This window comes from Streptomyces sp. NPDC005483, assembly GCF_040606035.1.
Lineage (GTDB): Bacteria > Actinomycetota > Actinomycetes > Streptomycetales > Streptomycetaceae > Streptomyces.
Window position 1 is genome coordinate 365,008 of record NZ_JBEXEA010000003.1, and the last position, 24,035, is coordinate 389,042.

At 70.5% G+C, this 24,035-nt stretch carries 23 protein-coding genes; 6 read left to right on the forward strand and 17 right to left on the reverse strand.

Translation table 11 applies throughout. The features are described from left to right. Positions 1–779: 779 nt before the first annotated feature. From ABZT06_RS07770 to ABZT06_RS07800, 7 genes are all read right to left on the reverse strand, one after another. Positions 780–1,616, reverse strand: a complete 837-nt coding sequence (locus ABZT06_RS07770; protein WP_355736398.1) for an undecaprenyl-diphosphate phosphatase — start codon at positions 1,614–1,616, stop codon at positions 780–782. 93 nt (positions 1,617–1,709) lie between these two features. Then, complete coding sequence (gene crcB, locus ABZT06_RS07775) at positions 1,710–2,084, reverse strand: fluoride efflux transporter CrcB (RefSeq protein WP_355736401.1); 375 nt, start codon at positions 2,082–2,084, stop codon at positions 1,710–1,712. Next, entirely contained in the window at positions 2,081–2,461 is a 381-nt protein-coding gene (locus ABZT06_RS07780) for a DUF190 domain-containing protein (protein ID WP_355736404.1), read from the reverse strand. Before ABZT06_RS07780 ends, crcB (ABZT06_RS07775) begins: the two co-directional genes overlap by 4 nt. Continuing rightward, on the reverse strand, positions 2,458–2,913 hold the full coding sequence (crcB, locus tag ABZT06_RS07785; protein ID WP_355736407.1) for a fluoride efflux transporter CrcB: 456 nt from the start codon (positions 2,911–2,913) through the stop codon (positions 2,458–2,460). The genes ABZT06_RS07780 and crcB (ABZT06_RS07785) overlap by 4 nt, the downstream gene beginning before the upstream one ends. A 165-nt stretch (positions 2,914–3,078) precedes the next feature. Then, the gene (locus ABZT06_RS07790; RefSeq protein ID WP_355736410.1) at positions 3,079–4,041 is read right to left on the reverse strand and encodes an SMP-30/gluconolactonase/LRE family protein; all 963 of its coding nucleotides are present in this window, start codon (positions 4,039–4,041) and stop codon (positions 3,079–3,081) included. Between the two features lie 28 nt (positions 4,042–4,069). Then, positions 4,070–4,357: a helix-turn-helix domain-containing protein gene (locus ABZT06_RS07795; protein WP_355736413.1), complete on the reverse strand. Its 288-nt coding sequence runs from the start codon at positions 4,355–4,357 to the stop codon at positions 4,070–4,072. A gap of 213 nt (positions 4,358–4,570) precedes the next feature. Beyond that, positions 4,571–6,592, reverse strand: a complete 2,022-nt coding sequence (locus tag ABZT06_RS07800) for a beta-galactosidase (RefSeq protein ID WP_355736415.1) — start codon at positions 6,590–6,592, stop codon at positions 4,571–4,573. Positions 6,593–6,791: 199 nt separating this feature from the next. Between ABZT06_RS07800 and ABZT06_RS07805 the strand changes: the two genes are divergently transcribed. The 3 genes from ABZT06_RS07805 (at position 6,792) to ABZT06_RS07815 (ending at position 8,830) form a co-directional block, all read left to right on the forward strand. After that, the gene (locus ABZT06_RS07805) at positions 6,792–7,823 is read left to right on the forward strand and encodes a LacI family DNA-binding transcriptional regulator (protein WP_355736419.1); all 1,032 of its coding nucleotides are present in this window, start codon (positions 6,792–6,794) and stop codon (positions 7,821–7,823) included. Between the two features lie 202 nt (positions 7,824–8,025). Continuing rightward, on the forward strand, positions 8,026–8,376 hold the full coding sequence (locus ABZT06_RS07810; RefSeq protein WP_007380018.1) for a VOC family protein: 351 nt from the start codon (positions 8,026–8,028) through the stop codon (positions 8,374–8,376). A gap of 64 nt (positions 8,377–8,440) precedes the next feature. Beyond that, the gene (locus tag ABZT06_RS07815) at positions 8,441–8,830 is read left to right on the forward strand and encodes a MarR family transcriptional regulator (protein WP_355736424.1); all 390 of its coding nucleotides are present in this window, start codon (positions 8,441–8,443) and stop codon (positions 8,828–8,830) included. Between the two features lie 131 nt (positions 8,831–8,961). Here ABZT06_RS07815 and ABZT06_RS07820 read toward each other — a convergent pair whose 3' ends face one another. The 7 genes from ABZT06_RS07820 to ABZT06_RS07850 all read right to left on the reverse strand — a co-directional run bounded on the left by ABZT06_RS07820 (position 8,962) and on the right by ABZT06_RS07850 (position 16,662). Further along, complete coding sequence (locus ABZT06_RS07820) at positions 8,962–9,123, reverse strand: hypothetical protein (RefSeq protein WP_355736427.1); 162 nt, start codon at positions 9,121–9,123, stop codon at positions 8,962–8,964. Between the two features lie 177 nt (positions 9,124–9,300). Then, complete coding sequence (locus ABZT06_RS07825; RefSeq protein ID WP_355736430.1) at positions 9,301–9,696, reverse strand: SseB family protein; 396 nt, start codon at positions 9,694–9,696, stop codon at positions 9,301–9,303. Between the two features lie 449 nt (positions 9,697–10,145). Then, complete coding sequence (locus tag ABZT06_RS07830) at positions 10,146–10,688, reverse strand: cysteine hydrolase (RefSeq protein WP_355736433.1); 543 nt, start codon at positions 10,686–10,688, stop codon at positions 10,146–10,148. Beyond that, entirely contained in the window at positions 10,685–12,172 is a 1,488-nt protein-coding gene (locus ABZT06_RS07835) for a cytosine permease (RefSeq protein ID WP_355736436.1), read from the reverse strand. Before ABZT06_RS07835 ends, ABZT06_RS07830 begins: the two co-directional genes overlap by 4 nt. 430 nt (positions 12,173–12,602) lie before the next feature. Next, positions 12,603–12,986, reverse strand: coding sequence for a hypothetical protein (locus ABZT06_RS07840; RefSeq protein WP_355736439.1), 384 nt, complete (start codon positions 12,984–12,986; stop codon positions 12,603–12,605). 20 nt (positions 12,987–13,006) lie between these two features. Continuing rightward, positions 13,007–14,392 (reverse strand): tetratricopeptide repeat protein, encoded by a 1,386-nt coding sequence (locus tag ABZT06_RS07845; protein WP_355736442.1) that lies wholly within the window; start codon positions 14,390–14,392, stop codon positions 13,007–13,009. Then, on the reverse strand, positions 14,389–16,662 hold the full coding sequence (locus ABZT06_RS07850; protein ID WP_355736445.1) for a CHAT domain-containing protein: 2,274 nt from the start codon (positions 16,660–16,662) through the stop codon (positions 14,389–14,391). The genes ABZT06_RS07845 and ABZT06_RS07850 overlap by 4 nt, the downstream gene beginning before the upstream one ends. A gap of 459 nt (positions 16,663–17,121) precedes the next feature. Here ABZT06_RS07850 and ABZT06_RS07855 point away from each other — a divergent pair, with 459 nt between their 5' ends. Next, on the forward strand, positions 17,122–18,162 hold the full coding sequence (locus tag ABZT06_RS07855) for a barstar family protein (protein WP_355737052.1): 1,041 nt from the start codon (positions 17,122–17,124) through the stop codon (positions 18,160–18,162). Positions 18,163–18,568: 406 nt separating this feature from the next. Next, a complete protein-coding gene (locus tag ABZT06_RS07860; RefSeq protein WP_355736448.1) occupies positions 18,569–19,240 on the forward strand; it encodes an aminoglycoside phosphotransferase family protein in 672 nt (223 codons plus the stop codon). A 276-nt stretch (positions 19,241–19,516) separates the two neighbouring features. On the opposite strand, the gene ABZT06_RS07865 is transcribed toward ABZT06_RS07860, so the two are convergent. From ABZT06_RS07865 to ABZT06_RS07875, 3 genes are all read right to left on the reverse strand, one after another. Beyond that, positions 19,517–20,515, reverse strand: coding sequence for an aldo/keto reductase family protein (locus tag ABZT06_RS07865; protein ID WP_355736451.1), 999 nt, complete (start codon positions 20,513–20,515; stop codon positions 19,517–19,519). Positions 20,516–20,707: 192 nt separating this feature from the next. Next, a complete protein-coding gene (locus ABZT06_RS07870) occupies positions 20,708–20,833 on the reverse strand; it encodes a hypothetical protein (RefSeq protein WP_355736454.1) in 126 nt (41 codons plus the stop codon). Positions 20,834–20,865: 32 nt separating this feature from the next. Beyond that, on the reverse strand, positions 20,866–21,147 hold the full coding sequence (locus tag ABZT06_RS07875; RefSeq protein ID WP_355737055.1) for a Tn3 family transposase: 282 nt from the start codon (positions 21,145–21,147) through the stop codon (positions 20,866–20,868). A gap of 388 nt (positions 21,148–21,535) precedes the next feature. Here ABZT06_RS07875 and ABZT06_RS07880 point away from each other — a divergent pair, with 388 nt between their 5' ends. Beyond that, a complete protein-coding gene (locus ABZT06_RS07880) occupies positions 21,536–23,728 on the forward strand; it encodes an MMPL family transporter (protein ID WP_355736457.1) in 2,193 nt (730 codons plus the stop codon). Positions 23,729–24,035: the final 307 nt, after the last annotated feature.

Consider the following 24,035-nt stretch of genomic DNA (forward strand, 5'->3'; position numbering starts at 1 on the left):
CGACAACGGGCACGCACCGCCGCAGCGGCTACAGGCCAGACCCCCGTCGCCGCTACCGACACACGCCGCCACAACCGACAACGGGCACGCACCGCCGCAGCCGCATTCAGGTCAGACCCGACAGGCGCAGCCACGGCAGCACGCACCCCCGTGGCCGCTCGCTCCGCCATAGCGGTTTGTGGGCTCGCGCCTCCGAAGCCGTCGCCCGCTCACCGCTTGGTGGCCTTCAACGGGCACGCACCGCCGTGGAGGTCTGCGGGCTCTTGCCTCGGTAGCTGCTGTCGGACGCCTCATGCCCCGGTGGCCCTCGGCGGACCCGCTCCGCCGTGCCCGTCAGCCGCCTCACATCCCTGCTCCCGTCAACTGCCTACGCCCCCGGCCGCGGTCACCGCTCGCACCGTCGCCCTCGTCAGCGGCCTCGCACCACCATGCCTGGCAGCCACCTCGCTTGCCGGTAGCCGTCAGCCGCCTCAACTCCGGCGTCCGCCGGCGCCGCGACCCCGTCATACGCCTACGCACCCCGGCCGCGGTCACCGCGCGCACCGTCGTACTCGTCAGCGGCCCCACACCACCATGGCTGGCGGCCACCTCGCTTGCCGGTAGCCGTCGGCCGCCTCACACTCCGGCGTCCGCCGGCGCCGCGACCCCGTCAAACGCCTACGCACCCCGGCCGCGGTCACCGCGCGCACCGTCGTACTCGTCAGCGGCCCCACACCACCATGGCCGGCGGCCACCTCGCTTGCCGGTACGCGTCGGCCGCCGCCGGCGCCGCGACCCCGTCAGCTGTCCAGCGTCCCCGTGGCCAGCAGGCCGAAGAGCAGCAGGCCGACGACGATCCGGTAGACGACGAACGCGTTGAAGGAGTGCTTGGCCACGAACTTCAGCAGCCAGGCGATGGAGCCGTAGGCGACGACGAAGGAGACGGCGGTGCCGACGGCGAGCGGGGCCGCCCCCACGCCCGCGCCGAGGGCGTCCTTGAGCTCGTAGATTCCGGCCCCGGTCAGCGCGGGGATGCCGAGGAAGAAGGAGAGGCGGGTGGCCGCCACGCGGTCCAGGTCGAGGATCAGGGCCGTGGACATGGTCGCGCCGGAGCGGGAGAAGCCGGGGAAGAGCAGCGCGAGGATCTGCGAGCTGCCGACCAGCATCGCGTCCTTGAAGGTGGTGTCGTCCTCACCGCGCTTGTGCCGGCCCATCTGGTCCGCCGCCCACATCACAGCACTGCCGGCGATCAGGGACCCCGCCACCACCCACAGCGAGGCGAGCGCTCCTTCGATGAGCGGCTTGGCGGCCAGGCCGACGACGACGATCGGGATGGTCGCGGCGATCACCCACCACGCGAACTTGTAGTCGTGGTGGTAACGCTCCTCCTTGTTGACGAGCCCCCTCCCCCACGCGGAGACGATCCGCACGATGTCCTTGAAGAAGTACACGAGCACGGCGGCGATCGCGCCGACCTGGATGACGGCCGAGAACCCGACGACGGCGTCGTCGTCGACGGGGATGTGCATCAGCCCCTCGACGATCTTCAGATGTCCCGTGGAGGAGACGGGCAGGAACTCGGTCACCCCCTCGACGGCTCCGAGGACGACGGCCTGACCGACGCTGATGACGCTCATGGGATCCAGTTCTTCTCAGGGGAAGGCAGGTGCGGAGGGCACAGTCTTACTACACGCGGACAAGGGTGCGCCCCGCGGCTCCCGCCGCCGCACCTACCCCCACACGGCCTGCGCCAGCGCCACCCCCGCGAAGGCCGCCCCGAGACCGGCCACCACGCTCGCGACCACGTTGGCCACGGCGTAGAGGCGTGCCCCGGTCTCGGTGAGCCGGAGGGTCTCGTAGGAGAAGGTCGAGTACGTCGTCAGGGCCCCGCACAGGCCGGTCCCCAGGAGGAGTTGGAGCTGGGATCCGGCCGCCCCCGCGGCCACGGCGCCGGTGAGCAGGCCGAGGATGAGACAGCCCGTGACGTTGACGGCGAAGGTCCCCCACGGGAAGACCGAGTCGTGCCGCGTCTGCACCGCGCGGTCGGTGAGATAGCGGAGCGGGGCGCCCACCATGGCCCCCGTGACGACCAGCAGCCAGTTCACAACGACTTCTTACCCTTCCTGCCCGCTATGCCCTGGTTCGTTTCGCGGCCGACGTACCGGATGACCTCGCAGTCGTCGAGGGTCACCAGGCCCTCGGTGACGAGTTCACCGAGCTGCGGCAGGAACTCCCGTACGCGCGTCTCGGTGTCGACGATCACGACGGCCACCGGCAGGTCCTCGCTGAGGGACAGCAGCCGGGAGGTGTGGATCAGGGAGGAGGCGCCGAAGCCCTCGATACCGCGGAAGACGCTGGCCCCAGCCAGCCCGGCGGCATGGGCGCGGTGCACGATCTCGGAGTAGAGGGGCTTGTGGTGCCAGGTGTCGTTCTCGCCGATGTAGACGGTCAGGCGCAGGGCGTTGCCGGTCAGCCTCGTCATGGCTGCCTCCACTTCAGGACGCGGCGGGCCGTCGTGGACGCGAGCCACACCGCCGTGAGGGCCGCGAGCAGGGTCGCGGCGAGATAGGCCAGGCCGGTGGCGGGCCGGCCGTGGTCGACGAGTTTCTGGATGTCGACGGCGTAGGTGGAGAAGGTGGTGAAGCCGCCGAGGACGCCGGTGCCGAAGAACGGGCGGACCAGGCGGTGGGCGGCCCACACGTCGGTGATGACGACCATGAACACGCCGATGACGGCACAGCCGACGACGTTGGTCCAGAAGGTCGCCCAGGGGAATCCGCCGGGCGGGACGGGCCAGCGCAGGGAGAGCGCGTACCGGGCCGTGGCGCCCAGGGCGCCGCCGAGCGCGACCACGGCGACCACGGGCGCCTGGCCCCGCCAGACGGACTGGCGTGGGGGGCCGGCGGGGGCGCGCACGCTCTCCGGGGCTGTCATGGTCGTGCCTCTCCTACTCGCCGGGGCCCGGGCCTGCGGGCGCGCTCGATCGCAAGTAGGGACCGTTGGCGGCGCTTCGCCGCGGTTCGGGTACGGCGGGCCCCACCGCCGTGCCGCGAGGGTGATCGCGACCGGCACCAGGGTAACGCGGGGGCGCCGCCGGGGTCACTTCGCGGCGGGCGGCTCGCACAGCGCGATGCCGCGCTCCCAGAGGCTGCCGAGGACCAGGTGGCCGGAAGCCTCGCAGACGCTGGTGACCATGCGGAAGCGGGAGTGGCCGCGCGCGAGGTGGTGGACGATCTCCCCCGCGTCGTCGACGGCGAGGACACCGATGCCGCCCGTCGGCCGGTAGGGGGCGCGTACGGCGACGCGGGCGGCGGCCCGGCGTACCGGCGGGGCGGCGCGGTGCAGCAGGTCGAGCGGGGGTACGCGGGGTCCGGCGAGGGAGACCCAGATCGGGCCGTCGGGTCCGCCGCGCCAGATGTTGTCGGGCATGCCGGGCAGATTCTCGGCCAGGGGTTCGGCGCGTCCGGCCCGCGGTCCGTCGAGCCAGTAGCGGGTGAGCCGGCGGGCCCCGGTCTCGGCGACGACGAGGAAGGACTCGTCACCGCTCGCGGCCAGGCCGTTGGCGAACTGCAGTCCCTCCAGGAGGACTTCGGGGGTGTCGTCGCCGGGCGCCAGGCGCAGCAGGCGGCCGGTGCCGGTGTGTTCGACGATGTCGCCGATCCACTGGTCGAGCGGGTAACGGCGGCTGGAGACGGTGAAGTAGACGCTGCCGTCGGACAGCGCGACGACGTTGCTGGTGAACCGCAGCCGCTCCCCCTCCACCTCGTCGGCGATGACTCGGACGGTGCCGTCGGTGAGGTCCACGCCCAACAGTCCGCGTTCGGCGTCGCACACCAACAGGGCGCCGTCCGGGAGGAGTTCGAGGCCGAGCGGCCTGCCGCCGGTTTCGGCGAGCACCTCGACTCGGGCGGCGAGGTGCTGCGTCAGTCCGTCGATGCGCAGGATGCGGCCGTCCTCCACGCCGGTGAGAACCCGGCCGCGGGGGTCGGCGACGACGTCCTCGGGGCCGCGGCCGCCGATCGCGACGTAGTGGCGGGGAGTCAGTGCGGTGGGACGGTCCATCGGGTGCCTGCCCTTCCGGTACGGGCCGCTACCAGCCCTTCTCGAACATGCGCGCCACCTCGGCGATGCGCATCTCGTCGCGACGGTAGTACGTGCGCCACCGGATCCTTCTGGTGCGCAGCAGACCGATGTTCACGAGGAGGCCGAGGTGTCTCTCCGCGACGGAGCGGGGGACGCCGAGCTTGCCCGCGACCGCGCCGGCGGTGACTCCGTCCTCGGCGGGGTCGCCGTGCCGCTGCGACGGGAAGTGCGCGGCCGGGTCCTTCAGCCACTCCAGGATGTCCAGGCGCCTCTGGTCGGCCGGAGTCCTCAGCATCTCGTCCCCTCCGCCCCTCCTTCTGCGTGGGTCCACTGTCCCGCAGCCGAAGCCGCCCTGTCCCGGAGTCGCCGAGCTTGTCCGAGATCGAACTCCTCTGTGGCAAAAGGCCGTTTGGCGAGTACGGCGGTGGGGGCAGGGCGGACCGCGCCGGACGAGCATGAGGCCCCCTCCGCCCGCGGCTCGTGGTCTCGCGGGCGGAGGGGAGTCGGTTCAGCCGTCGAGTCGTACGACCCGGACGGCGCCCGCCGGGACGGCGAGCCGTCCCGCGGCACGCTCGCCGGTCAGCAGTTCGGTGCCCGCCGTGTCCAGGGGCACCTTGACCTCGGACGCGGTGTGGTTGACCACGAAGACGTAGGAACCGGACTCTCCGTTGCGCCGGACCACCTCGACGTCGTGGGGCAGGTCGGCGGGCGAGGGCAGCCGGGCGTCCTCGGCGGCCCAGCCGAGCAGCGCGTCGAGGCCCTGCGCGGCCAGGCGTGTGGACACGTACCAGGCGGTGCCCTCGCCGAGCCGGTGCCGGGTGACGGCCGGGTGGCCGGCGGCCAGGCCGTCGGCGTACGTCCACACGGTCTCGGCGCCGCGCGGGACCACGAACTCGGTCCACACGTCGCCGGTGAGCTCGGAGCCGTCGGGGCCGGTGACACGGACCAACTGGTCCGGCAGCAGCGGCGAGAACTCCTCGACCGTCAGGCCGAGGACGTCCCTGAGCGCGCCCGGGTGCGCGCCCGGGTGGACGGCGTCGTGTTCGTCGACGACGCCGGAGAAGTACGACACGACGAGGGTGCCGCCGTTCTCGACGTACTCCTTGAGGTTGTTCCCCGCGGCCTCCGTCATCAGGTACAGGGCGGGGACGACGACAAGGGGATATGCCGACAAGTCGCTTTCCGGGTGGGCGAAGTCGACCGTGAGGTGGCGGTCGTAGAGGGCTTCGTAGAAGGCGTCGGCGCGCTCGCGCGCGTCGTGGTCCACGCTGGGGCGCCAGTCGAGGTTCTGTGCCCACCAGGAGTGCCAGTCCCACAGGACGGCCACGTCGGCCTGCGTGCGGGTGCCGCGGATCGTGCTCAACGAGTCGAGGCAGGCGCCCAGTTCGACGACCTCGCGCCACACGCGCGTGTCGGTGCCGCCGTGCGGGACCATCGCCGAGTGGAACTTCTCGGCGCCGCGCCGGGACTGGCGCCACTGGAAGAACAGGGCGCCCTCGGAACCGCGGGCCACGTGCGTCAGGGAGTTGCGGGCCATCTGGCCGGGGGCCTTGGCGGGGTTGCGGGGCTGCCAGTTGACGCCCGAGGTGGAGTGCTCCAGCAGGATCCAGGGGGCGCCGCCCGCGACCGAGCGGGTGAGGTCGGCGGCCATCGCGAGGTTGACGTGGGTGCGGCGGCCGTCGGTGATGAGGTAGTGGTCGTTGGTGACGATGTCCACCTCACGCCCCCAGGCCCAGTAGTCGACGGAGTCGCACTGGCTGAGCGCGGTCATGAAGTTGGTGGTGACCGGGACGCCCGGGGAGAGCCGGTGCAGGATGTCCCGCTCCATGACGAAGTTCTCGCGCATGGTCGCGTCGGCGAACCGCTGGTAGTCCAGCGCCTGGCCGGGGTTGCCGACGGTGGCCGCGGTGCGCGGCGGGTCGACCTGCTCCAGGCTCGTGTAGTGCTGGCCCCAGAAGGCGGTGCCCCAGGCTTCATTGACGCCTTCGACACCGCCGTACGTCGTCTGCAGCCAGCGGCGGAAGTGGGCGGCGCAGGACTCGCAGTAGCAGGCGGAGACGGGGACGCCGTACTCGTTGTGCACGTGCCACATCGCGAGGGCCGGGTGGTCGGCGTAACGCTCGGCGAGCCGGGTGGTGATGTTCGCGGCGGCCGCGCGGTAGGCGCCGTTGCTGTGGCAGATGGCGCCGCGGGAGCCGAACGCGAGCCGGGTGCCGTCGGCCGTGAGGGGCAGCGCGTCGGGGTGCGCGCGGTAGAACCAGGCGGGCGGGACGACGGTGGGCGTGCCGAGGTCGACGCGGACGCCGTTCTCGTGCAGCAGGCCGAGGATCCGGTCCAGCCAGCCGAAGTCGTACACACCCGGTTCCGGCTCCAGGAGCGCCCAGGAGAAGATCCCTACGCTGACCATGGTCACCCCGGCCTCGCGCATCAGCCGGACGTCCTCGTCCCAGACGCTCTCGGGCCACTGCTCCGGGTTGTAGTCCCCGCCGAAGGCGAGCCTGGTGAGGCCCCTGGGGGTGGTCTCCGGCATGGGTCTCTCCCGTTTCGATTCGTTGGGAACGTGCACACACAGCTCCGTAAGCCTGCGGCCCAAGATAACCGTACAGAGGTGAACCTTGCCAAGTGCCTTACATGAGACTTTTCTGTGCACGATCCCAGCCCATTGACATCCCGCTGGTGCCGTCCCGCCCGCAGGGGCGCCCCTCCCCGCCCCACAGGGCCTTAGAGTCTTGACCATGAACAGTGCGGGGGGCCGGCGCAGACCGCCGACGATCCACGACGTGGCCCGCGAGGCCGGGGTCTCGCGGGGCACCGTCTCGCGTGTGCTCAACGGCGGACACTACGTCAGCCCTCCCGCCCTGGAGGCGGTCAACGCCGCCATCCGCAAGACCGGTTACGTCGTCAACCGGCACGCCCGCTCACTGATCACCGGCCGCTCCGACTCGGTCGGCTTCCTGCTCACGGAGCCCCAGGAGCGGTTCTTCGAGGACCCCAACTTCAACGTGCTGCTGCGCGGCTGCACCCAGGCCCTGGCCGCGCACGACATCCCGCTGCTGCTGATGCTGGCGGGGACCGAGGACGAGCGGCGCCGGATCAAGCGGTTCATCACGGCGGGCCACCTCGACGGCGTCCTCCTGGTGACCAGCCACTCCGCCGACCCGGTGGCCGAGGAACTGCACAAGGCGGGCGTGCCCGTCGTGCAGTGCGGCAAGCCCATGAGGTCCGGCTCGAAGGTGAGTTACGTGGCGGCGGACGACCGCGACGGCGCCCGCGACATGGTGCGCCACCTGCTGTCGCTCGGCCGCCGCCGGATCGGCATCGTGACGGGCCCGCTGGACTCGCCCGGCGGTGTCGACCGCCTCGCCGGCTACAAGGAGGTGCTGACGGAGGCGGGTGTCGAGATCGACGAGCGGCTCGTCGTCTCCGGCGACTACAGCCGGGCCGGCGGGGAGGCGGGCGCCGAACGGCTGCTGGCCCAGGCCCCGGACCTGGACGCCGTGTTCGTCGCCTCCGACCTCATGGCGCTCGGCGCCCTGGCGGCGCTGCGCCGGGCGGGCCGGCGGATCCCCGAGGACGTGGCCGTGGGCGGCTTCGACGACTCCATCGCGGCGACGGAGGCCACCCCCGCGCTCACCACGATCCGCCAGCCCTACGACCGCATCAGCGCCGAGATGGTGCGGGTCCTCCTGGCCCAGCTGGGCGGCGAGGACCCGGCGGCGGTCATCCTGCCCACGGAACTGGTGCGGCGCGAGTCGACCTGAGCGGGGCCTCTTGGACGGCCGATGGGGGACGGCCGGTGGCGGACGGCCGGTGGCCCAAACGGCCCACACCACGGCTGTGGGGCGGCGCAGGAACCGGGCCTCCGTTGCACCCGATCAGGATCGGAGAAGCGCGTCCTCCTCCCCCGCCCTAGCGTGAAACCACCGACACGGACCGTCGGGGAAACACGCGAAGGAGCACACAATGACTGCCGGCCTCAAGACGATCATCTACCCCGTCAAGGACCTGGCCGCGGCGAAGGCCCTGTTCAGCGCACTGCTCGGCGTGGAGCCGTACGCGGACGAGCCCTACTACGTCGGCTTCAAGGACGCGGGACAGGACGTCGGCCTCGACCCGAACGGACACGCCAGGGGAATGACCGGCCCGGTGCCCTACTGGCACGTCGACGACATCCGCGCCACGCTCGCGGCGCTGGTGGCGGCCGGGGCGGAGACGCTGCAGGACGTCCAGGACGTCGGCGGCGGCAAGCTGATCGCCTTCGTCAAGGACGCGGACGGCAACCTGGTGGGGATCACGCAGGACCCGCAAGCCTGACGCTTACTTGCATACGCACTAGTTGTGCAGGCAACAATGGCCGGACCGGTGTTACCGTGCATGTATGGCGGTGAACACGGTCGGGACCGGCCTCGAGGAGCGGTGGCGGGACATCCTGTCGGTGCACGCGCGCACGATGTGCGAGATCGACCGCGTGCTGCACCCGCACGGGCTGGGCGCGAGCGATTTCGAGGTGCTCGACATCCTCGCCACCGAGTCGCCCCGGGACGGCGACCAGTGCCGGGTGCAGAACCTCGCCGGCCGGGTGCATCTGAGCCAGAGCGCGCTGTCCCGCCTGATCGGCCGCCTGGAGAAGGACGGTCTGGTGGAGCGGTCCATGTGTGTGGAGGACCGCCGGGGCGTGTGGGTGTCCCTCACCCACAAGGGCCGCGCCCTGCACTCCGAGGTACTGCCGCTCCAGCGTGGAGTGCTGGCGAGGATGCTCGACGGCTAGTCTCCGGATCGGAGCGCGGGCCCTGGGTATGCGTGACGGAGAATCGGACATCATCCAGGGCGAGGTGACGGCGCCGACGCTCGGCGAGGCCGCTTGAGCACCCACCTCGACGTACTCTCTCGGCACCCGCCCTACGCCAGCAACTCCCGTACCGCGGTGAAGGCCGCCTCCACCGTCGCCGGGTCCGCTCCCGGGCGGGCCAGTGCGCTCATGGGGATCGGAGTGACCTCGGGCAGGCCCTCGTACGGGGTCAGGCCGTCGGGGGCCAGGCCGACCGCCGCGAGCAGCGCCACGCCCTGGCCGGTGCGGGCGATGTCCAGGACGCCCGCGGTCGGCGCCGCTCATCCCTGTCCTCGCCCGCGGGAACCAGGGCGCGGCAGCGGGAACGGCTCGCGCCCCTCTGCGGGCCCGGCCGCTCCCCCTCCGACGCATGTGGTGGCCGGGCCCCACTGTGTGGGGTCGGCGTGTGGTCAGCCCTGCGGACGCGCCAGCAGCGTGCGCACGCCCTCGGACGTGAGCGTCAGCGGGTGCGTGGAACTGGCGTCGATCGAGAGCGAGAGATCGCCGTCCGGCCACTGCGCGGCGAGCGCGCCCAGCGGCACCAGACGGTAGCGGGAGACGAACGGAAGCAGTTCGGCCATCTCCGTCTCCGAAGTGAACACGGGCACCACAGGAGCGCCGTCCTGCTGCTCCAGCACGGGCAGCGCCACGGTCGTGTCCTCGTCCGCGGCGTCGTCGGGCACCGGAATGAGCACGTCACTGGTCGCGAGCGTGTCCAGCGCCGTCACGTCCTCGGTGTTCTGCGTCAGCGCGTCCAGTGCCCGCTGAGCCGGTGTGGCGGTGTTGTCGTTGGCGGGTGTGTCCATGGCAGATCCCCTGGTAGCGGCGGTCGTGCGGCCCGCCCGCGGGCATGATCGCCCAGGGCGCGGTGCTGCTCGCGTACCCGAGCGTGCCGAGAGCATGCGTTCGGGGCGTCAGGGATTCGGCGCGAGGTGCGCCGAAGGGCGGACCGGGAGAGACCGAGGGTGCCTTGGCGGAACAGGATGCCTTGGAGGACGCCCCCGGTCAGGTGCCCGGCGTTGTGGAAGGTCAGGACGAGCGAGCCGGTGCTCCTCGACGGTCGTGGAGGGCGTCTAGCCGCTCACGCTGCGGCACGCCAGGTGGGTCACGCCGAGGTGGCGCTGGTGAGTGCGCTGGCCCGCGCGGGGACGGTCGGGTCCCATGAGCAGGGGCCGGCGGCGACGATCCGGGCGTAATCGTCGGCGGAAGCGTACGCGGTATCGACTGGCCATCGACTGGCCATCGCCAAGTGGCTTCAGGATCCCGTCAGTTGGTCCACCGTGACGATCCGGATCAGCGGACCGTACAGCTCCATCATCTCCAGCGCCCTGGCGTGCGAGTCGTCGTCGGCCCCGGCGCAGGCGTCGGACACCACCAGGGTCTCGACGCCCGCGTCGGCGGCGGCGAGGGCGGTGGACAGGACGCAGCAGTCGGTACTGACACCGGCCAGGACCAGGCGGTTCCCGGGGCCGACGCGGGTGGCGAGCTCGGGGGTCCACTTGCCGAAGGTGGTCGCATCCATGGTGTGCGGTGCCCGGTCGGCGAAGTCGTCGGTGAGGCGCCACAGCGGAGCGTCCGGCGGCTGGAGTGCGAAGGGCCACTGCGCGTAGTAGGCCCGCCATGCGCCGACGGGCCTGGCGGGCGCGACGAAGCGGGTGAAGGTGACCCGGTCGGCGAAGGCCGGCAGCAGCCGTCGTACGCCTGCCGCCGCCTCGGCGTACCGAGGTGCGGCCCAGGGGCTGTCGGGCTCGGCGAAGACGCGCTGCATGTCGATGACGGCGAGCAGCCCTGACGTCATACGACGCCCTCCTGTGCGCGGACCCGTCCGCGGGCGAGGGCCAGGGTGCCGAGGAAGCCGACGGCGAGCGCGGCCAGCACGCCGAGGTTGGCGTACGCCCAGGCGCCGGACTTGCCGCCGAGGCCGAACGGGTCGAGGAGATAGCCCTGCCAGTCCAGCCAGCTCGCGGCCGAGTTGGTGACCAGGCCCCAGCCGAGGGCGGTGGCGAGGACCGTGAGGATCAGCGGGGTGGGCGGTGCGTCGCCGTAGCGGCCGCTCGGGCGGTAGAGGTCGGCGTCGTCGTAGTCGCGGCGGCGCAGCAGGAGGTCGGCGAGCATGATGCCGCACCATGCGGCGATGGGGACGCCGAGGGTGGTGAGGAAGCCCATGAACTGGCCGAGGAAGTCGTCGGCGAAGAACACGATGTAGACGGAGCCCGCGATCATCAGGACGCCGTCGACGAGCGCCGCCAGCGGGCGCGGGATTTTGAGACCCGCCGAGAGCAGGGCGAGGCCCGAGGAGTAGATGTCGAGGACGGCGCCGCCGACCAGGCCGAGGACCGCGACGACGGCGAAGGGCACCAGGAACCAGGTGGGCAGGATGGTGGTGAGCGCGCCGATCGGGTCGGCGGCGACGGCCGTGTTCAGGGTGGTGGACGAACCGGCCAGCAGCAGTCCGAAGACCAGCAGGAGCAGCGGGGCCACGGAGGCGCCGAAGGTGGTCCAGCCGACCACGGCCCGGCTCGACGAAGTCCGGGGCAGATAGCGGGAGTAGTCGGCGGCGGCGTTGACCCAGCCGAGGCCGAAGCCGGTCATCATGAAGACGAGTGCGCCGATGAACTCCTGGGCGGAGCCCGCCGGGAGGGCGCTGACGGTACTCCAGTGGATGTGGTCGGCGACCAACCCGACGTACACGACGGTCAGTACGCCCGTCACCACGGTGATCACGGTCTGCAGCCGCATGATGAGGTCGAAGCCCATCACCCCGCCGACGACGGTGAGTCCGGCCACCACGATGAGCGCGATCACCTGGGTCTCCGTGCCGCCTCCCCAGCCGAGCCGCGCGAAGACGGTCGCCGTGGCCAGGGTGGCGAGGGCGCACAGCACGGTCTCCCAGCCGACGGTGAGCACCCAGGAGACCACCGAAGGGAGGCGGTTGCCGCGCACCCCGTAGGCGGCACGGCTGAGCACCATCGTCGGCGCGGAGCCCCGCTTTCCGGCGACCGCGACGAAGCCGCACAGCAGGAACGAGAAGACGATCCCGATCACGCCGGCCACCAGCGCCTGCCAGAAGGAGATCCCGAAGCCCAGCGCGAAGGAGCCGTAACTGAGGCCGAGAATGGACACGTTGGCGCCGAACCACGGCCAGAACAGGGTCCGCGGGGTGCCCTTGCGTTCGGCGTCGCCGATCACGTCCAGCCCGTGCGTCTCCACCTGGAGCTGGCGGGTGGTGGATCTGGTGTCGGGGGATGCCGTGGAGTCGGTGGTTCCCGAGGAGTCTGTCATCGTCGGCCTGCCTGTTCGGACGTGTTGGGGCGACGGTAGGCAGGGGGCGTGTGGGCGTCAATCACGCAAGACCCGCAGGGCCCCACAACGGGCGGGGCACACCACGGTGGTGGCGGGCTCGGAAGAGTCACTTCGGCCGGTCGCCGGTGACTCCGGCGTCGCGGGTCGGCAGGGCGGCCTGGACGCGGGTGGCCGCCGACCACCTGCGCCGGATCGGCGTCCGGGACGCCCCTGAGCGCGACCCGCATGGCCGGTACGTCACCGTCGCGCACCTCGCCGTCGTCCCCGCCGACACCCAGACTGTTGCCGGGGACGGCGCTCGCCACACCCGCTGGTGGCCGTCGCCGACCTGCCGCCGCTGGCGCTCGATCAGACCGACACGCTCGGCGTGGCCGTGGGATCAACGTCCTGAGACGACACAACGCTCCGGCTACGGGTTCTGAGAGGTCTGGTCTCGAGTGGCAGTCAGGGTTTCTTCCACGGTGGTGTTGATAATGCGCTCGCGCTCGGCGGAATCGAGCGAGGGCGCGGGTGCCTCGGTCTGCTGGAGCTGCTGCCGTACACGGCGCGTGATGGCGTCCAGGTCCGGTGCCGCGGAGCTGCGGCTGCGGATGTCGTTGTAGATCATCCAGGCCGTGTTGGCGATGGTGACGATCAGGCCGCCCAGGGCGGTGGGGTCCAGGTACTGCCCGGGTGCCTTCGCTGCTCCTTCGGTGGCCAGCGCCTCCTCTACATCCTCGGCCAGTGTGGGGTGCTGCGGACTGATGAGGCGCTGGGCTGCTGCGCGGGCGGCCTGTTCGATAACATCGTGCATACGGATGCTCTCCATGTGGGTCAGTCGGTGTCGGTGGCAGCTGGCTCGGTCAGAACGTACGCGCGTACGACGTCGGGCAGGGGACGGCCGATCTCCTGCTGCCAGGCGGCTTCGACGGTTTCGATGCCCAGACGCCGGGCCAGCCAACGAAGCTGCTTGGGTCCTGAGCCGGTCATTCGATGCGGGATTTCGTCGAACAGGGCAACACACTTGATCGCCCAGACCAGCGCCTGGCCTGCGTCGTCCCCGGCTTCTGCATGCAAACCCAGTTGAGCGTACGTCAGGGCGATGTCGGGGCGGTTGTCCAGGTCTTCGTTGATGGTGAGGGACTTGCGATACCAGTCCTCGGCATCCTTCAACCGCCCCTGGAGGTCGGCAATAATACCGAGCTGGTGGTAGCTCCTGGCCATGCCGGGGCGGTCGCCCAGGTCTTCGTTGATGGTGAGGGACTTGCGATACCAGTCCTCGGCATCCTCCAACCGCCCCCGGAACTGCGCAACCATCCCGAGCTGGTGGTAGCTCCTGGCCATGCCGGGGCGGTCGCCCAGGCCTTCTTTGATGGTGAGGGACTTGCGATACCAGTCCTCGGCATCCTCCAACCGCCCCCGGAGGTCGGCAACCATCCCGAGCTGGTGGTAGCTCCTGGCCATGCTGGGACGGTCGCCCAAGTCTTCGTTGATCGTAAGGGACTTGCGATACCAGTCCTCGGCATCCTCCAACCGCCCCCGGAACTGCGCAACAATACCGAGCTGGTGGTAGCTGCTGGCCATGCTGGGACGGTTGCCCAGGTCTTCGTTGATCGTAAGGGACTTGCGATACCAGTCCTCGGCATCCTCCAACCGCCCCCGGGCCTGGGCAACAATACCGAGCTGGTGGTAGCTGCCGGCCATGCTGGGACGGTCGCCCAGGTCTTCGTTGATCGTGAGGGACTTGCGATACCAGTCCTCGGCATCCTCCAACCACCCCCGGAGCTCGGCAACAATACCGAGCTGGTGGTAGCAGATGGCGATGCTGGAGCGCTGGTACGGGCTGCTCTCCTGACGGCGGAGAGCGCGGAGGACGATCCGGTAGGTGTTTTCGCTGAGGTCGAGTTGTCCGGCCGCGTACTGTCGGTTTGCCTGCGATCCGGTCACGAACATCCACAGGTGGCCAGCAGGTGTCATCAGCTCGGACGGGACGCCGTCAGATGTTTCGGTGGCTATGCGGATGCGGTCCGTCCAGGACAGCGCCTCCTGCATGAGGCCCTGAATGTTCCAGTATTCATCCAGAGGATGGATGATCATTCCGGCCTCTGCCCACTGACCGCTGGTCAGGCATTGGCCGAGCATGGCTCCCAGCATTCGCTGCTGATGAGCGACCAGGACGAACGCGAGTTGGGCGTCGCCGCTGCTGATCTGCCTGCTCAACCACGCGCTGAAGCTCGCGTGCGCCGATACGAGGGCCCGGAGTGCGGTGGCGTGTTCGTCGGCGTGGGTGTCGGGTGCGCTGGTGCGCCAGTGTGCGGCGAGGTGGCGGGCAGGGCGGGGTGGAGTCGGAACATGCCGGCGCCGATTGACGTGACGAGCCCCAAGCGTGCCGCCCTGGTCAGCAGTTCCGCCCACTGGGAGCTGCTTCGGCCGCGGAGGTACTGCGGTGTCTCCTGGCTCTTGGAGAAAGTCCCGAGGACATCGGCGTCCGCGACGTCGTGGAACAGGCTCAGGATGGTGAGGGCCTGCTGGTCGTCCGGGCTCAGGTGCTGGAAGGAGTAGGCGATGCTCGCGGCCAGCGAGGTGTGGCGGTCGCCGCTGTCCTGATTCTCCGGGAGGGCGGTGATGCCCTGGAGGTCTTCCAGCAGTTGCCGGGCGGTGGTGGTTGCCAGGCGGGGGAGCGTGAGCTTCATGCTCAGCGGGTGACCGTCGAGCCACTGCACGAGATCCGCGAAGGCTGGGCTCTGGCGGCTTGGTTGGGCGTCCGGGTACGGCTCCAGGAGTTGCTGGGCGTAGGCGGTGGCGTCGTCGCGGGTGAGGCCGCCCACGGGGATGCGGCGGATGGTGGTGCCGAGCCAGGTCTCGGGGGTGCGGCTGGTGATGACGATTGCGCTGTTGCTGCCCTCTGCGACGCGTGAGAGGAAGGCTCGCATTCGGTCCTGCTCGGGCTGGGACAGTGGAGGTGTTGCGCGCCCCGGGTCGGGCATCTCGCGGACGGACTCGAAGTTGTCCCAGATGAGCAGGAGCCGGTGCTTGGCGAGCAGTTCCTCGACGGCCGCCTGGCGCTCTTCGGTGTCCAGACGGGCGAAGTCCGTGCCGAAGACGCGGAGGCCGAGGCTGGTGACGACGCCGTCCAGGCCGAAGGAGGCGACGCCGGGCTCGAAGGAGTGCCAGAGCACCCACTCGGGGCGCCCGACGCCGCCGGTGTCGCGCCACCAGCGGCCGAAAGCCTTTGCCAGTTCAGTCTTGCCGGTGCCGCCAGGCCCGTGGACGACCACGACGTGCTGGAGGCGGGCGGCGACATCGAGGGTATAGAAGTCGGCGTCGCGCCCGACGAATTCTCCGACCGGTTCAAGGTCGTGCCCCTGGTCGGGCGTGCCCTCGGCTTCCTCGCGGATACGGGTGAGGATGTCGCCGATCTCCTCGGCGGACTCGCGTGCGGTGTGCAGGTCAGGAAATCGCGCCTCGCTGCGGGTGTAGAGGACGGGCACCATCCAGTCCGCGAGCGGCAACATGCCCTTGAGTGACGGCCGCAGGGCGTTCAGTGTCAATTGCGCGCGCCCCGCGCTCACCGCGTCGGTGACCCGGTCGCCCGCGAACAGCCGCTCGTAGAAGGCGGTCATGAATTCAGCCGCCGCGACCGCGTACACGCTGTACGCCATCGCCACCACACTCGCGCACCCCTCGGCCAGCAGCCGCGTCGCCACGGCCGCCTCCACCTGGGTGCCGAGCTGCGCGGACTGGCAGGCGTTGAGCACGACCAGCGGGACCTTCGCCCCGGCCAGGACCCGTGCCACCCGGCCCGCCTCGATCAAGTCGCTGCCGCCGCCGGGCTTCTCGAACGCGAGCATGCCGTGCGGGCCGGGCGTCGCGTACATCTGCGTCCCCCACCCGCCCGGACCGCCGCTGGTCGGCAACGTGCCGAAGACCCCATGGCCGTCGAAGTGCACGACCTGGAACGGCTTTCCGGCTGCCCGAGCCCCGTCCAGCACCTCGCGGAGCTGGTCCAGTGTCGGTGGGCGCAGCACCACCAACTCCACGTTGCCACGTACGGCCTCGAGTCGCCGCAGCAGCGGCCGAGCGATCATCTGATAGCCGACATCGTTTGTCCCCCCGGGCCGGGAGATCACCATCAGCACCCGCAGCCGCGTACCGGGCACGTCAAAGACCTCGGCCATGCCGTCGCTCTGCAAGGTGCGCGTGACCGCCACGCCGTCCAGTGCGACCGGCACACCCCGCCCCGGAGCGGCCATCAGCTCCCACGGACGCCCCAACTGCTCGGCGGACCTCGACAGCAGGGCGATCTCAACCGGCCCACCCCGGGTGCGCGCCGCCACGTACGCGTCCTGCGCCGGCCGCGTGGCGAACACGGCGGAGAAGATCGCCTCGCCCCAGCGCGGCAGTTCGGCCGCGATCCGCGCGCCGCGCTCGCCGTAAACGGCGGTCGGCAGCCGCAGATAGCGCTCCAAGTACCACCGCAGGTCAGTCAATTCCTCATCCGACAGCGGCCACACCAGAGGCACCGAATGGCCTGCCTGCCGCGGGAACCGCTCTCCGGCTGGCCAAGCCGAGACCTGCACGAGCCCGTCGTCCCGTAAGTCGACCAACAGCCGTTCCACTAGCTGTTCCGCCATCCGCCCCGTCCCCCGATCATCACCGCAACGCAGACGCAGTGAGATAGGGACCATAGACGTTTCCTGACATCGCCACTCATGGATCACCAAAACTTGGGACACACCGCTCCGCGAATGCCGGAGCTTTCGAATACCGGCACTCCACCAGTGCTTCTACTCGGGCGACGACCCCTCGGTGCGCTCCCGCATATGACCAGCTGAGTTGAGGCATCGCGACCGACTGCGCGCAAAATGCCTTCGCCGTCGAACCCTGGTCCCTGCATGATTCCCACCGTGCATGAAGAAGAGCGCCATCGCGGGCGCGCGCGATAGACGCTGGCTGAGGAGGAGCACGGGTGTGCCTGGGGCGTCTGCGCCGAGGTGGAAGGGCTGTTCGGGGAGCCCCAGCGGGGGATTTACGAGCTGTTCGGCTGGGTTGCGGAGTCAGAAGTGCGCGGTTGGGTCGGCGACCGGGTGTGGCTGGTGCCGGACGATGAGACGCCCGATGCCTGGCTGCTGGAGGACGCGGAGAGCGTGGGCCAGCCCCTGGGGACAGACAGTCTCGTACTCACCGGCCTGGACGACTACGAAGGCCCACCCGGGGGATACAGGGGCCGAGTTCGCGTGCACGACGGGCACCGCTGGCTGGGCTCCTGCCTGGAATTCGCCCGCGTCCTGCCGCCCAAACAGTCGTCGCCCCCGCTCATCCTGCGGGGGCTCGCACAAGGTGATCAGCTGCTGGCGGCACTGATGAAGGGCACCCGCCGGGCGCTGGATTTGGAGCAGGCCTCCCTGGAGATACAGGACGACCAGGGCGAGCCGCTCACCGAACGCCTGCTCTGGGCCAGAGTCAGCGCCTGGCGCCCATCCTCCTACGGGACGGATCGGATCGACCTGGAACTCGACGGAGAGCTTTTCACACCTGTTCCCGAATACGCCCGGCCCATCTGGGAGCGGTGGTTCGCCGGGCCGCCGGACACCCAGGGTGCCTGGGCCGGCCTCCACACCCGGCGCCGCAAAGCCTGGCTCGACCTCGTCCGGGAGCGGGCCTGCCGACGCACCCACCATGACCGGCCGACCGGTCACGTCTACGAACTCGACGGCCGACACGTCACCGACGAACCGGGCCTCTACCTGGCGCTCGGCGAGGCGGTGAACGGTCCGGGCGGCTACTTCGGCGGCTGTCTGGCTGCCCTCGACGACTGCCTGCGCGGCACCTTCAGCTACACCGCCCCCGCGACCCTGTTCTGGCGCGAAGCCGCGTCAGCACGCGAGCACCTGTCCCAGGCCCTGACACCGGAGGGCCAGCCCTACGACCTGTTCGACGTGGTCCTCGAAGTCCTGGCGCAGGGCGGCATGCACGTCACCCTGGCGTGAGCTGCTGTCGGCCCGCCAGGATACCAACCGCCGACCGTGCGTCCTTGTGTCGCCTGCAGCATCGACATGAGCAACGTGACGTTCCGCCGGCGCCACCCCGATCTGGTCCAGGAGATCTCCGCCGACCGGACCACCTCCAACGACGAAGCGGTACGTCACCCTTGAGAACGTCCGACTCCGGGAGAAGCTGGAAGCCCAGGAAGGAGTCGCCCGGCTGAACAGGCGGTCCTGTCTTCGCTGACACCCCCTCGGCCAGGCCGCTGCCCTACAGGATCCCGGGCCCATCAGTCATCGCTGCGGAGGCGGGTTTGGGGTACGCCACGGCGGCCATTCTCTAGCAACTCTGTCGCACTGGGCCGCGCCACGTGACTGTCGGCGGTCGAACCTGTTCGGGGATGATCAGCGGATGCGCCCGTTGAAGCACGGCTACACGAACCGCACCCTGAGCGACGGTGCCGTCGTGAAGAAGACGTACGAGGGGCCCGATGCCGAACTCAGGCTCGAACGTGAACGAGTGCTGCTCACCCGGCTCCGTGGCAGGTTGCCAGTGCCACCGCTGACGGCGGCCGACGACACCACCCTCACCCTCGGCTTCATGCGGGGCACGCCCGGTCAGGAACTCCTCGACTCGGCCCGAGCGGTAGCGGTCCTGGTGAGCTGCGGTGAGGTGCTGCGTCGCCTCCACGACACCGAACCGAACGGGCAGACGGCGGCCCCGCACGAGGCGGACGAGGTGCTTGTGCACGGCGACTTCGGTCCCCACAACGTGCTGCTGGACCCCGAGTCCTGCACGGTGACTGCGGTCGTCGACTGGGAGTTCGCCCACATCGGTGACCCGGTGGAGGACCTGGCCTGGTGCGAGTGGATCGTACGGATGCACCACCCGGACCAGCGCCAGGCAGTTCCGCACTTCTTCCGGGCCTACGGCGGCGGCGTGCCCCCATGGCCGGTCCGGAAGGCCGCCATGCTCGCCCGGTGCGAGGCTCTGGCGGAGTTCTGTCACCGTTGGGAGCCGGACGGATCGGGTGTGCGGCAGTGGCGGGAACGGGCGATCGCCACCGCCGCCTGGGAGGAGTAGGGCAGGAGCCGGTTCCCGGCTCGTCCCGGCCCGGCAGGGGGCGGGAAGTCGGTACTCCGGTGTGACGCGTGGGGCCGGGCGTCGGTGGCCTCACCGCGCCCTGATCACGGCACTCCCCCACCTCAGCGGCGCCCCCGCCGACGGGCCGCCGGTGGTGCTATCAGTCGCCACCCCACCTGCCCGGCGAGCACCGCCTTCGGCGAGTTCTACAGCCCGGGACACCGGCGTCCCACCGGGTGCCTCCGACGGCCCACCCGGGCTGTCAGCCGTGCGACTTCAGCGGTGCTTGATGCCGGCCTGGGCACCGGGGGCGAGCGTGGGTTCGGTGACGGGGACGTCGCCGAGGGCCTGGTCGACAGCTGCGAGGAGGTCGTCGGAGAGTTCCACCCCGGAGGCGGCGGCGTTGGCGTGGACCTGTTCGGGGCGGGAGGCGCCGGTGATCGCGGAGGCGACCTCGCCGCGGCGCAGCACCCAGGCGAGCGCCAGAGTGGGCATGCTCGTCCCGGCCTCCTCGGCGATCGGGACGAGGCGCTGGACCGCTTCGAGGATGGCGTCGCTGTAGACCAGGTCCTGGGAGACCGCCATGTCCGCGGACGCGAACCGGCTTCCCTCGGGGACGGGTTGCCCCGGCTTGTACTTGCCGGTGAGCACGCCCTGGGCCAGCGGCGACCACACGATCTGGGAGATGCCGTTCGCGGCGCAGAGGCCGAACACCTCGGCCTCGGGGGCCTGCCACAGCATGGAGTACTGCGGCTGGGAGGAGACGAACAGATCGGGGCCGGCGAGGTCGATCGCCGCCTGGATCTGTTCGGGGGTCCACTCGCTGAAGCCGATGTAGCGGGTCTTGCCCTGCTCCACGACCTTCTGGAACGCCTCGACGGTGTCCTCGATCGGGACGGCGGAGTCGAAGCGGTGCGCCTGGTACAGGTCGACGTGATCGGTCCGGAGGCGGGTGAGCGAGGCGTCGATCTGTTGGGCGATGTGCGCTGGGGACAGTCCGCGGTCCGCCGGGTCGTCCGACATCGGGAAGTAGACCTTGGTGGCCAGGACGTAGGAGTCGCGGGGGTGGGCGGAGAGGATCTCGCCCCAGGCCGTCTCGGCGGCGCCCCGGCCGTAGGCGTTGGCGGTGTCGAAGAAGTTGATGCCCGCGTCGAACGCCGCCTCGGTGCAGGCACGGGTCGCGTCCGCCTCGACGCCGCCGGAGTAGGTCAACCAGGATCCGAGCGAGATCTCCGAGACGTTCAGGTCCGAGCTGCCGAGTGTGCGGTACCGCATGGTTGTCGCTCCTTGTTTCGGGCCGGCCGCCGGGTCCGGGGCAGTGTGACGCAGTGCTGTCCACGCAGCTGTCCACCGGATGGATGACCATGCCACGCTCTCATCGATACGGCCGGCTTGCTTCACTCGGCGTCGAGCTGGTGGTCGGCCCGGACCTAGCTGTCGGGCAGCAGGTCGATGATGTGCACGGTCCTATGCGCGACCGAGTTGCTTCTTCGCCCAGGCCGACTCGGCCGGAGCCTGCTGGACCAGCGGCGTGTCGACGTGCAGGAGCGCGGACCGGAGCAGGTGCGGCGCGACCATCGAGGTCGCGAGCATCGAGGTCTCAGCATGCTCACTGTCCGGGCCGGTCAGGGCGCCGTCCTTGCCGTATGCAGCACGGTGTTGGCGCTGTTCCAGTTCTCCACGGCCTGGAGCCCGGCGCAGATCTCCCGACGCAGGCCGGGGCTGGCGCGGTAGCCGGAGGCGAAGACCGTGCGGACCGCGCGCCCGAGTTCTTCGAGGGCCAGGTGGGTGGGGTGCTTGGGGCCTCCGCGGGTGAAACCGCAGCGCCTGCTCCGTCTTGGTTGTGCGGCCGGAGCGCGATGGCGTACTGACCCGTCTGGTCGTACCGCTGCTCGATCAACTCCCAGCGGATCGGCCGCGTCAGGAAGGCACCGAGAACGAGCCGGCCGGCCGGGTGTCGTCGGGTCGGCAGAGGCAGTTGCTGCCGATGTTCTTCAGGCGGGGCAGCGGGACCGCACGCCATCCGAAGAGCGCCGCGGATGCCGAGGGCGCGCGGGTCCTGCGCAGCGTCCTGATGAAACCGGAGCCCGAACCTCACGTGGAGCACGTCCACACCCGGCTCGAACAGCTCGCCCCGGCCGTCTCCCCGGGCTCCTCACCGGCTCGTCTACTGCGAGCGCAGTAGAGGCAAGTGTCTGCGTACGGCCAACGACGAGAGAGTGCGGGACTGCGAGCGTGAGGGTGGGCCGGGATGCCGGACCCGATCACGTGGCGCACCCCTCGAAAGGCTCTTCGATGTCCCCTCTCGCCCGCTGGTGCCACCGGCACCGGCTCGCCGTCGTCCTGGCCTGGGTGTGCCTGTTGCTCGCCCTCGGGGCCGGGGCCGGAGCGGTCGGCAGCGCCTTCGGCAACAGCCCGATCTCGCAGAACACCGACTCGGCCAGGGCAACGGCCCTGCTGCGGCAGGCTTCCGACAGCGCGGCGGCCAAGAGCGGCAGAGTCGTCTGGCAGGCCGACGGTGGCAAGGTCACCGGGCAGGCCACCGAGCGGACGATGAACGCTGCTCTGGGGCAGATCTCCGAAGCACCCGGTGTCACCTCCGTGACCAGCCCGTACACCGCGTCCGGCGCGGCTCAGGTGAGCGAGGACGGCAGGACGGCCTACGCCACGGTGGCGTTCGACCAGGACGTGAGCGACGCCCAGATCGACCACGTCAAGGAACTCGCGACCACCCCGGAAACGAAGAGCCTGCACATCGCGCTGAACGGGCAGGCGTTCACCGTCAACCCCGAGCCGAACGCGGTCGCCGACGCCATGGGCATCGCCCTCGCCTTCGTCGTGCTGCTGTTCGTCTTCCGCGCGGTCTGGGTGGCGGTGCTGCCGATCGTCACGGCCATCGTCGGCGTCGGCACCTCCGCGGTCGCGGTGATGCTGCTCAGCCACCTCGTCACGCTGTCCGACACCACGCTGACCCTCGGTTCGCTGATCGGTCTCGGTGTGGGCATCGACTACGCCCTGTTCATCGTCAACCGGCATCGCGCCCACCTCAAGGCGGGCATGGGTGTCGCGGACTCCACGGCCAAGGCGCTCAACACCTCCGGCCGGGCAGTGGTGTTCGCCGGGCTGACCGTCGTCGTCGCGCTGCTCGGCATGCTCACCCTGAACGTCGGCATCATCAACGGCATGGCCGTCGGGGCGGCCGTCACCGTCGTACTGACCGTTCTGGCGGCCCTCACCCTGCTGCCCGCGCTGCTCGGCATGATCGGACCCCGGGTCCTCAGCCGCGGCGAGCGCTACGCACTCACCGCCCACGGGGGCGGCCCGGAGAGCGGGAGCGGTCTGTGGGCCCGGTGGGCGCGGCGGGTGCAGGAGCGGCCCAAGACGCTCGGACTGCTCGCCCTGGCCGTGCTGGCAGCGCTCGCCTTCCCGACGCTGTCGCTGCGCCTGGGCGCGTCCGACGACGGCAACCTGCCCGCGACGTCCACGAACCGCCAGGCGTACGACATGATCGCGGACGGGTTCGGGCCCGGCTTCAACGGCCCCCTGGTCCTCGCCGCGCAGGCTCCCACCGCGGCCGACAAGGCGGCCGAGGCGAAGCTCGTCACCGCGCTCGGTCAGGTCGACGGCGTCGCCAGTGCCACCGGCGCCCCGATGAGGGAGGGCCAGACGGTCGGGGTGATCTCGGTCGTCCCGACGACCTCCCCGCAGTCGGCGGCCACCTCCGACCTGATCAACCACCTGCGGGACAAGGTGATCCCGCCTGCCGAGCAGGGCACCTCGATGAAGGTCTACGTCGGCGGTCTCACCGCGAGCAACGACGATTTCGCGTCGACCCTGATGAGCAAGCTGCCGGTGTTCGTTCTCGTGATCGCCGTGCTCGGTTTCCTGCTGCTGACCGTCGCCTTCCGCAGCCTGCTCATCCCCGCCGTCGGCGCCGTGCTGAACATCCTCAGCATCGGCGTGGCCTTCGGCGCGATCGTGGTCGTCTTCCAGTACGGCTTCGGCGCCTCTCTCCTCGGACTCGGCGCCGCCGGACCGATCGAGTCGTTCGTGCCGATCCTGGTCGTCGGCATCATGTTCGGCCTGTCCATGGACTACCAGGTCTTCCTGGTCAGCCGGATGCGGGAGGAATGGGCCCACACCGGTGACAGCCACCGGGCGGTGCGGGTCGGCCAGGCCGAGACCGGCAAGGTGATCGCCGTCGCCGCGGCCATCATGTTCTGTGTCTTCGGGTCCTTCGTGTTCGGAGGTATGCGGGTGATCTCCGAGTTCGGCGTGAGTCTCGCCGTGGCCGTCGCGCTCGACGCGCTGCTGATCCGGATGGTGGTCGTCCCGGCGCTCATGCACCTGTGCGGGCGCGCGAACTGGTGGCTGCCGCGCCGGCTGGACAGGGCGTTGCCCCGCGTCTCCGTGGAAGGGCCGTCGGACGAACCGGCAGCACCGCGGCCCCCGGTCCGGGAGCCGCAGCCGGCCGGACTCACCGACTGAGAGCGACCGTCACGTCGTAGCGGCCGCGCACATGTGGGCCAGGCATGCCAGACCCCGACCGACCGACCGAGAGCAACCGTCACGTCGTAGCGGCCACGCACATGTGGGCCAGGCATGCCAGACCCCGACCGACCGACCGAGAGCAACCGTCACGTCGTAGCGGCCACACACATGTAGGCCGGGCACGCCACACCCCCACCGACCGACCGACAGCAACCGTCACGTCGTAGCGGCCACGCACATGTGGGCCAGGCATGCCAGACCCCGACCGACCGACCGAGAGCAACCGTCACGTCGTAGCGGCCAC

Excerpts from the sequence above, each read along its gene's own strand:
- ABZT06_RS07770 (WP_355736398.1), bottom strand. The coding sequence starts at position 1,616 with ATGAGCGTCATCAGCGTCGGTCAGGCCGTCGTCCTCGGAGCCGTCGAG.
- ABZT06_RS07800 (WP_355736415.1), bottom strand. The coding sequence starts at position 6,592 with ATGCCGGAGACCACCCCCAGGGGCCTCACCAGGCTCGCCTTCGGCGGG.
- ABZT06_RS07825 (WP_355736430.1), bottom strand. The coding sequence starts at position 9,696 with ATGGACACACCCGCCAACGACAACACCGCCACACCGGCTCAGCGGGCA.
- ABZT06_RS07815 (WP_355736424.1), top strand. The coding sequence starts at position 8,441 with ATGGCGGTGAACACGGTCGGGACCGGCCTCGAGGAGCGGTGGCGGGAC.
- ABZT06_RS07840 (WP_355736439.1), bottom strand. The coding sequence starts at position 12,986 with ATGCACGATGTTATCGAACAGGCCGCCCGCGCAGCAGCCCAGCGCCTC.
- ABZT06_RS07790 (WP_355736410.1), bottom strand. The coding sequence starts at position 4,041 with ATGGACCGTCCCACCGCACTGACTCCCCGCCACTACGTCGCGATCGGC.
- crcB (WP_355736407.1), bottom strand. The coding sequence starts at position 2,913 with ATGACAGCCCCGGAGAGCGTGCGCGCCCCCGCCGGCCCCCCACGCCAG.
- ABZT06_RS07810 (WP_007380018.1), top strand. The coding sequence starts at position 8,026 with ATGACTGCCGGCCTCAAGACGATCATCTACCCCGTCAAGGACCTGGCC.
- ABZT06_RS07835 (WP_355736436.1), bottom strand. The coding sequence starts at position 12,172 with ATGACAGACTCCTCGGGAACCACCGACTCCACGGCATCCCCCGACACC.
- ABZT06_RS07880 (WP_355736457.1), top strand. The coding sequence starts at position 21,536 with ATGTCCCCTCTCGCCCGCTGGTGCCACCGGCACCGGCTCGCCGTCGTC.
- ABZT06_RS07870 (WP_355736454.1), bottom strand. The coding sequence starts at position 20,833 with ATGCTCGCGACCTCGATGGTCGCGCCGCACCTGCTCCGGTCCGCGCTC.
- ABZT06_RS07795 (WP_355736413.1), bottom strand. The coding sequence starts at position 4,357 with ATGCTGAGGACTCCGGCCGACCAGAGGCGCCTGGACATCCTGGAGTGG.
- ABZT06_RS07865 (WP_355736451.1), bottom strand. The coding sequence starts at position 20,515 with ATGCGGTACCGCACACTCGGCAGCTCGGACCTGAACGTCTCGGAGATC.
- ABZT06_RS07780 (WP_355736404.1), bottom strand. The coding sequence starts at position 2,461 with ATGACGAGGCTGACCGGCAACGCCCTGCGCCTGACCGTCTACATCGGC.
- ABZT06_RS07860 (WP_355736448.1), top strand. The coding sequence starts at position 18,569 with ATGCGCCCGTTGAAGCACGGCTACACGAACCGCACCCTGAGCGACGGT.
- ABZT06_RS07830 (WP_355736433.1), bottom strand. The coding sequence starts at position 10,688 with ATGACGTCAGGGCTGCTCGCCGTCATCGACATGCAGCGCGTCTTCGCC.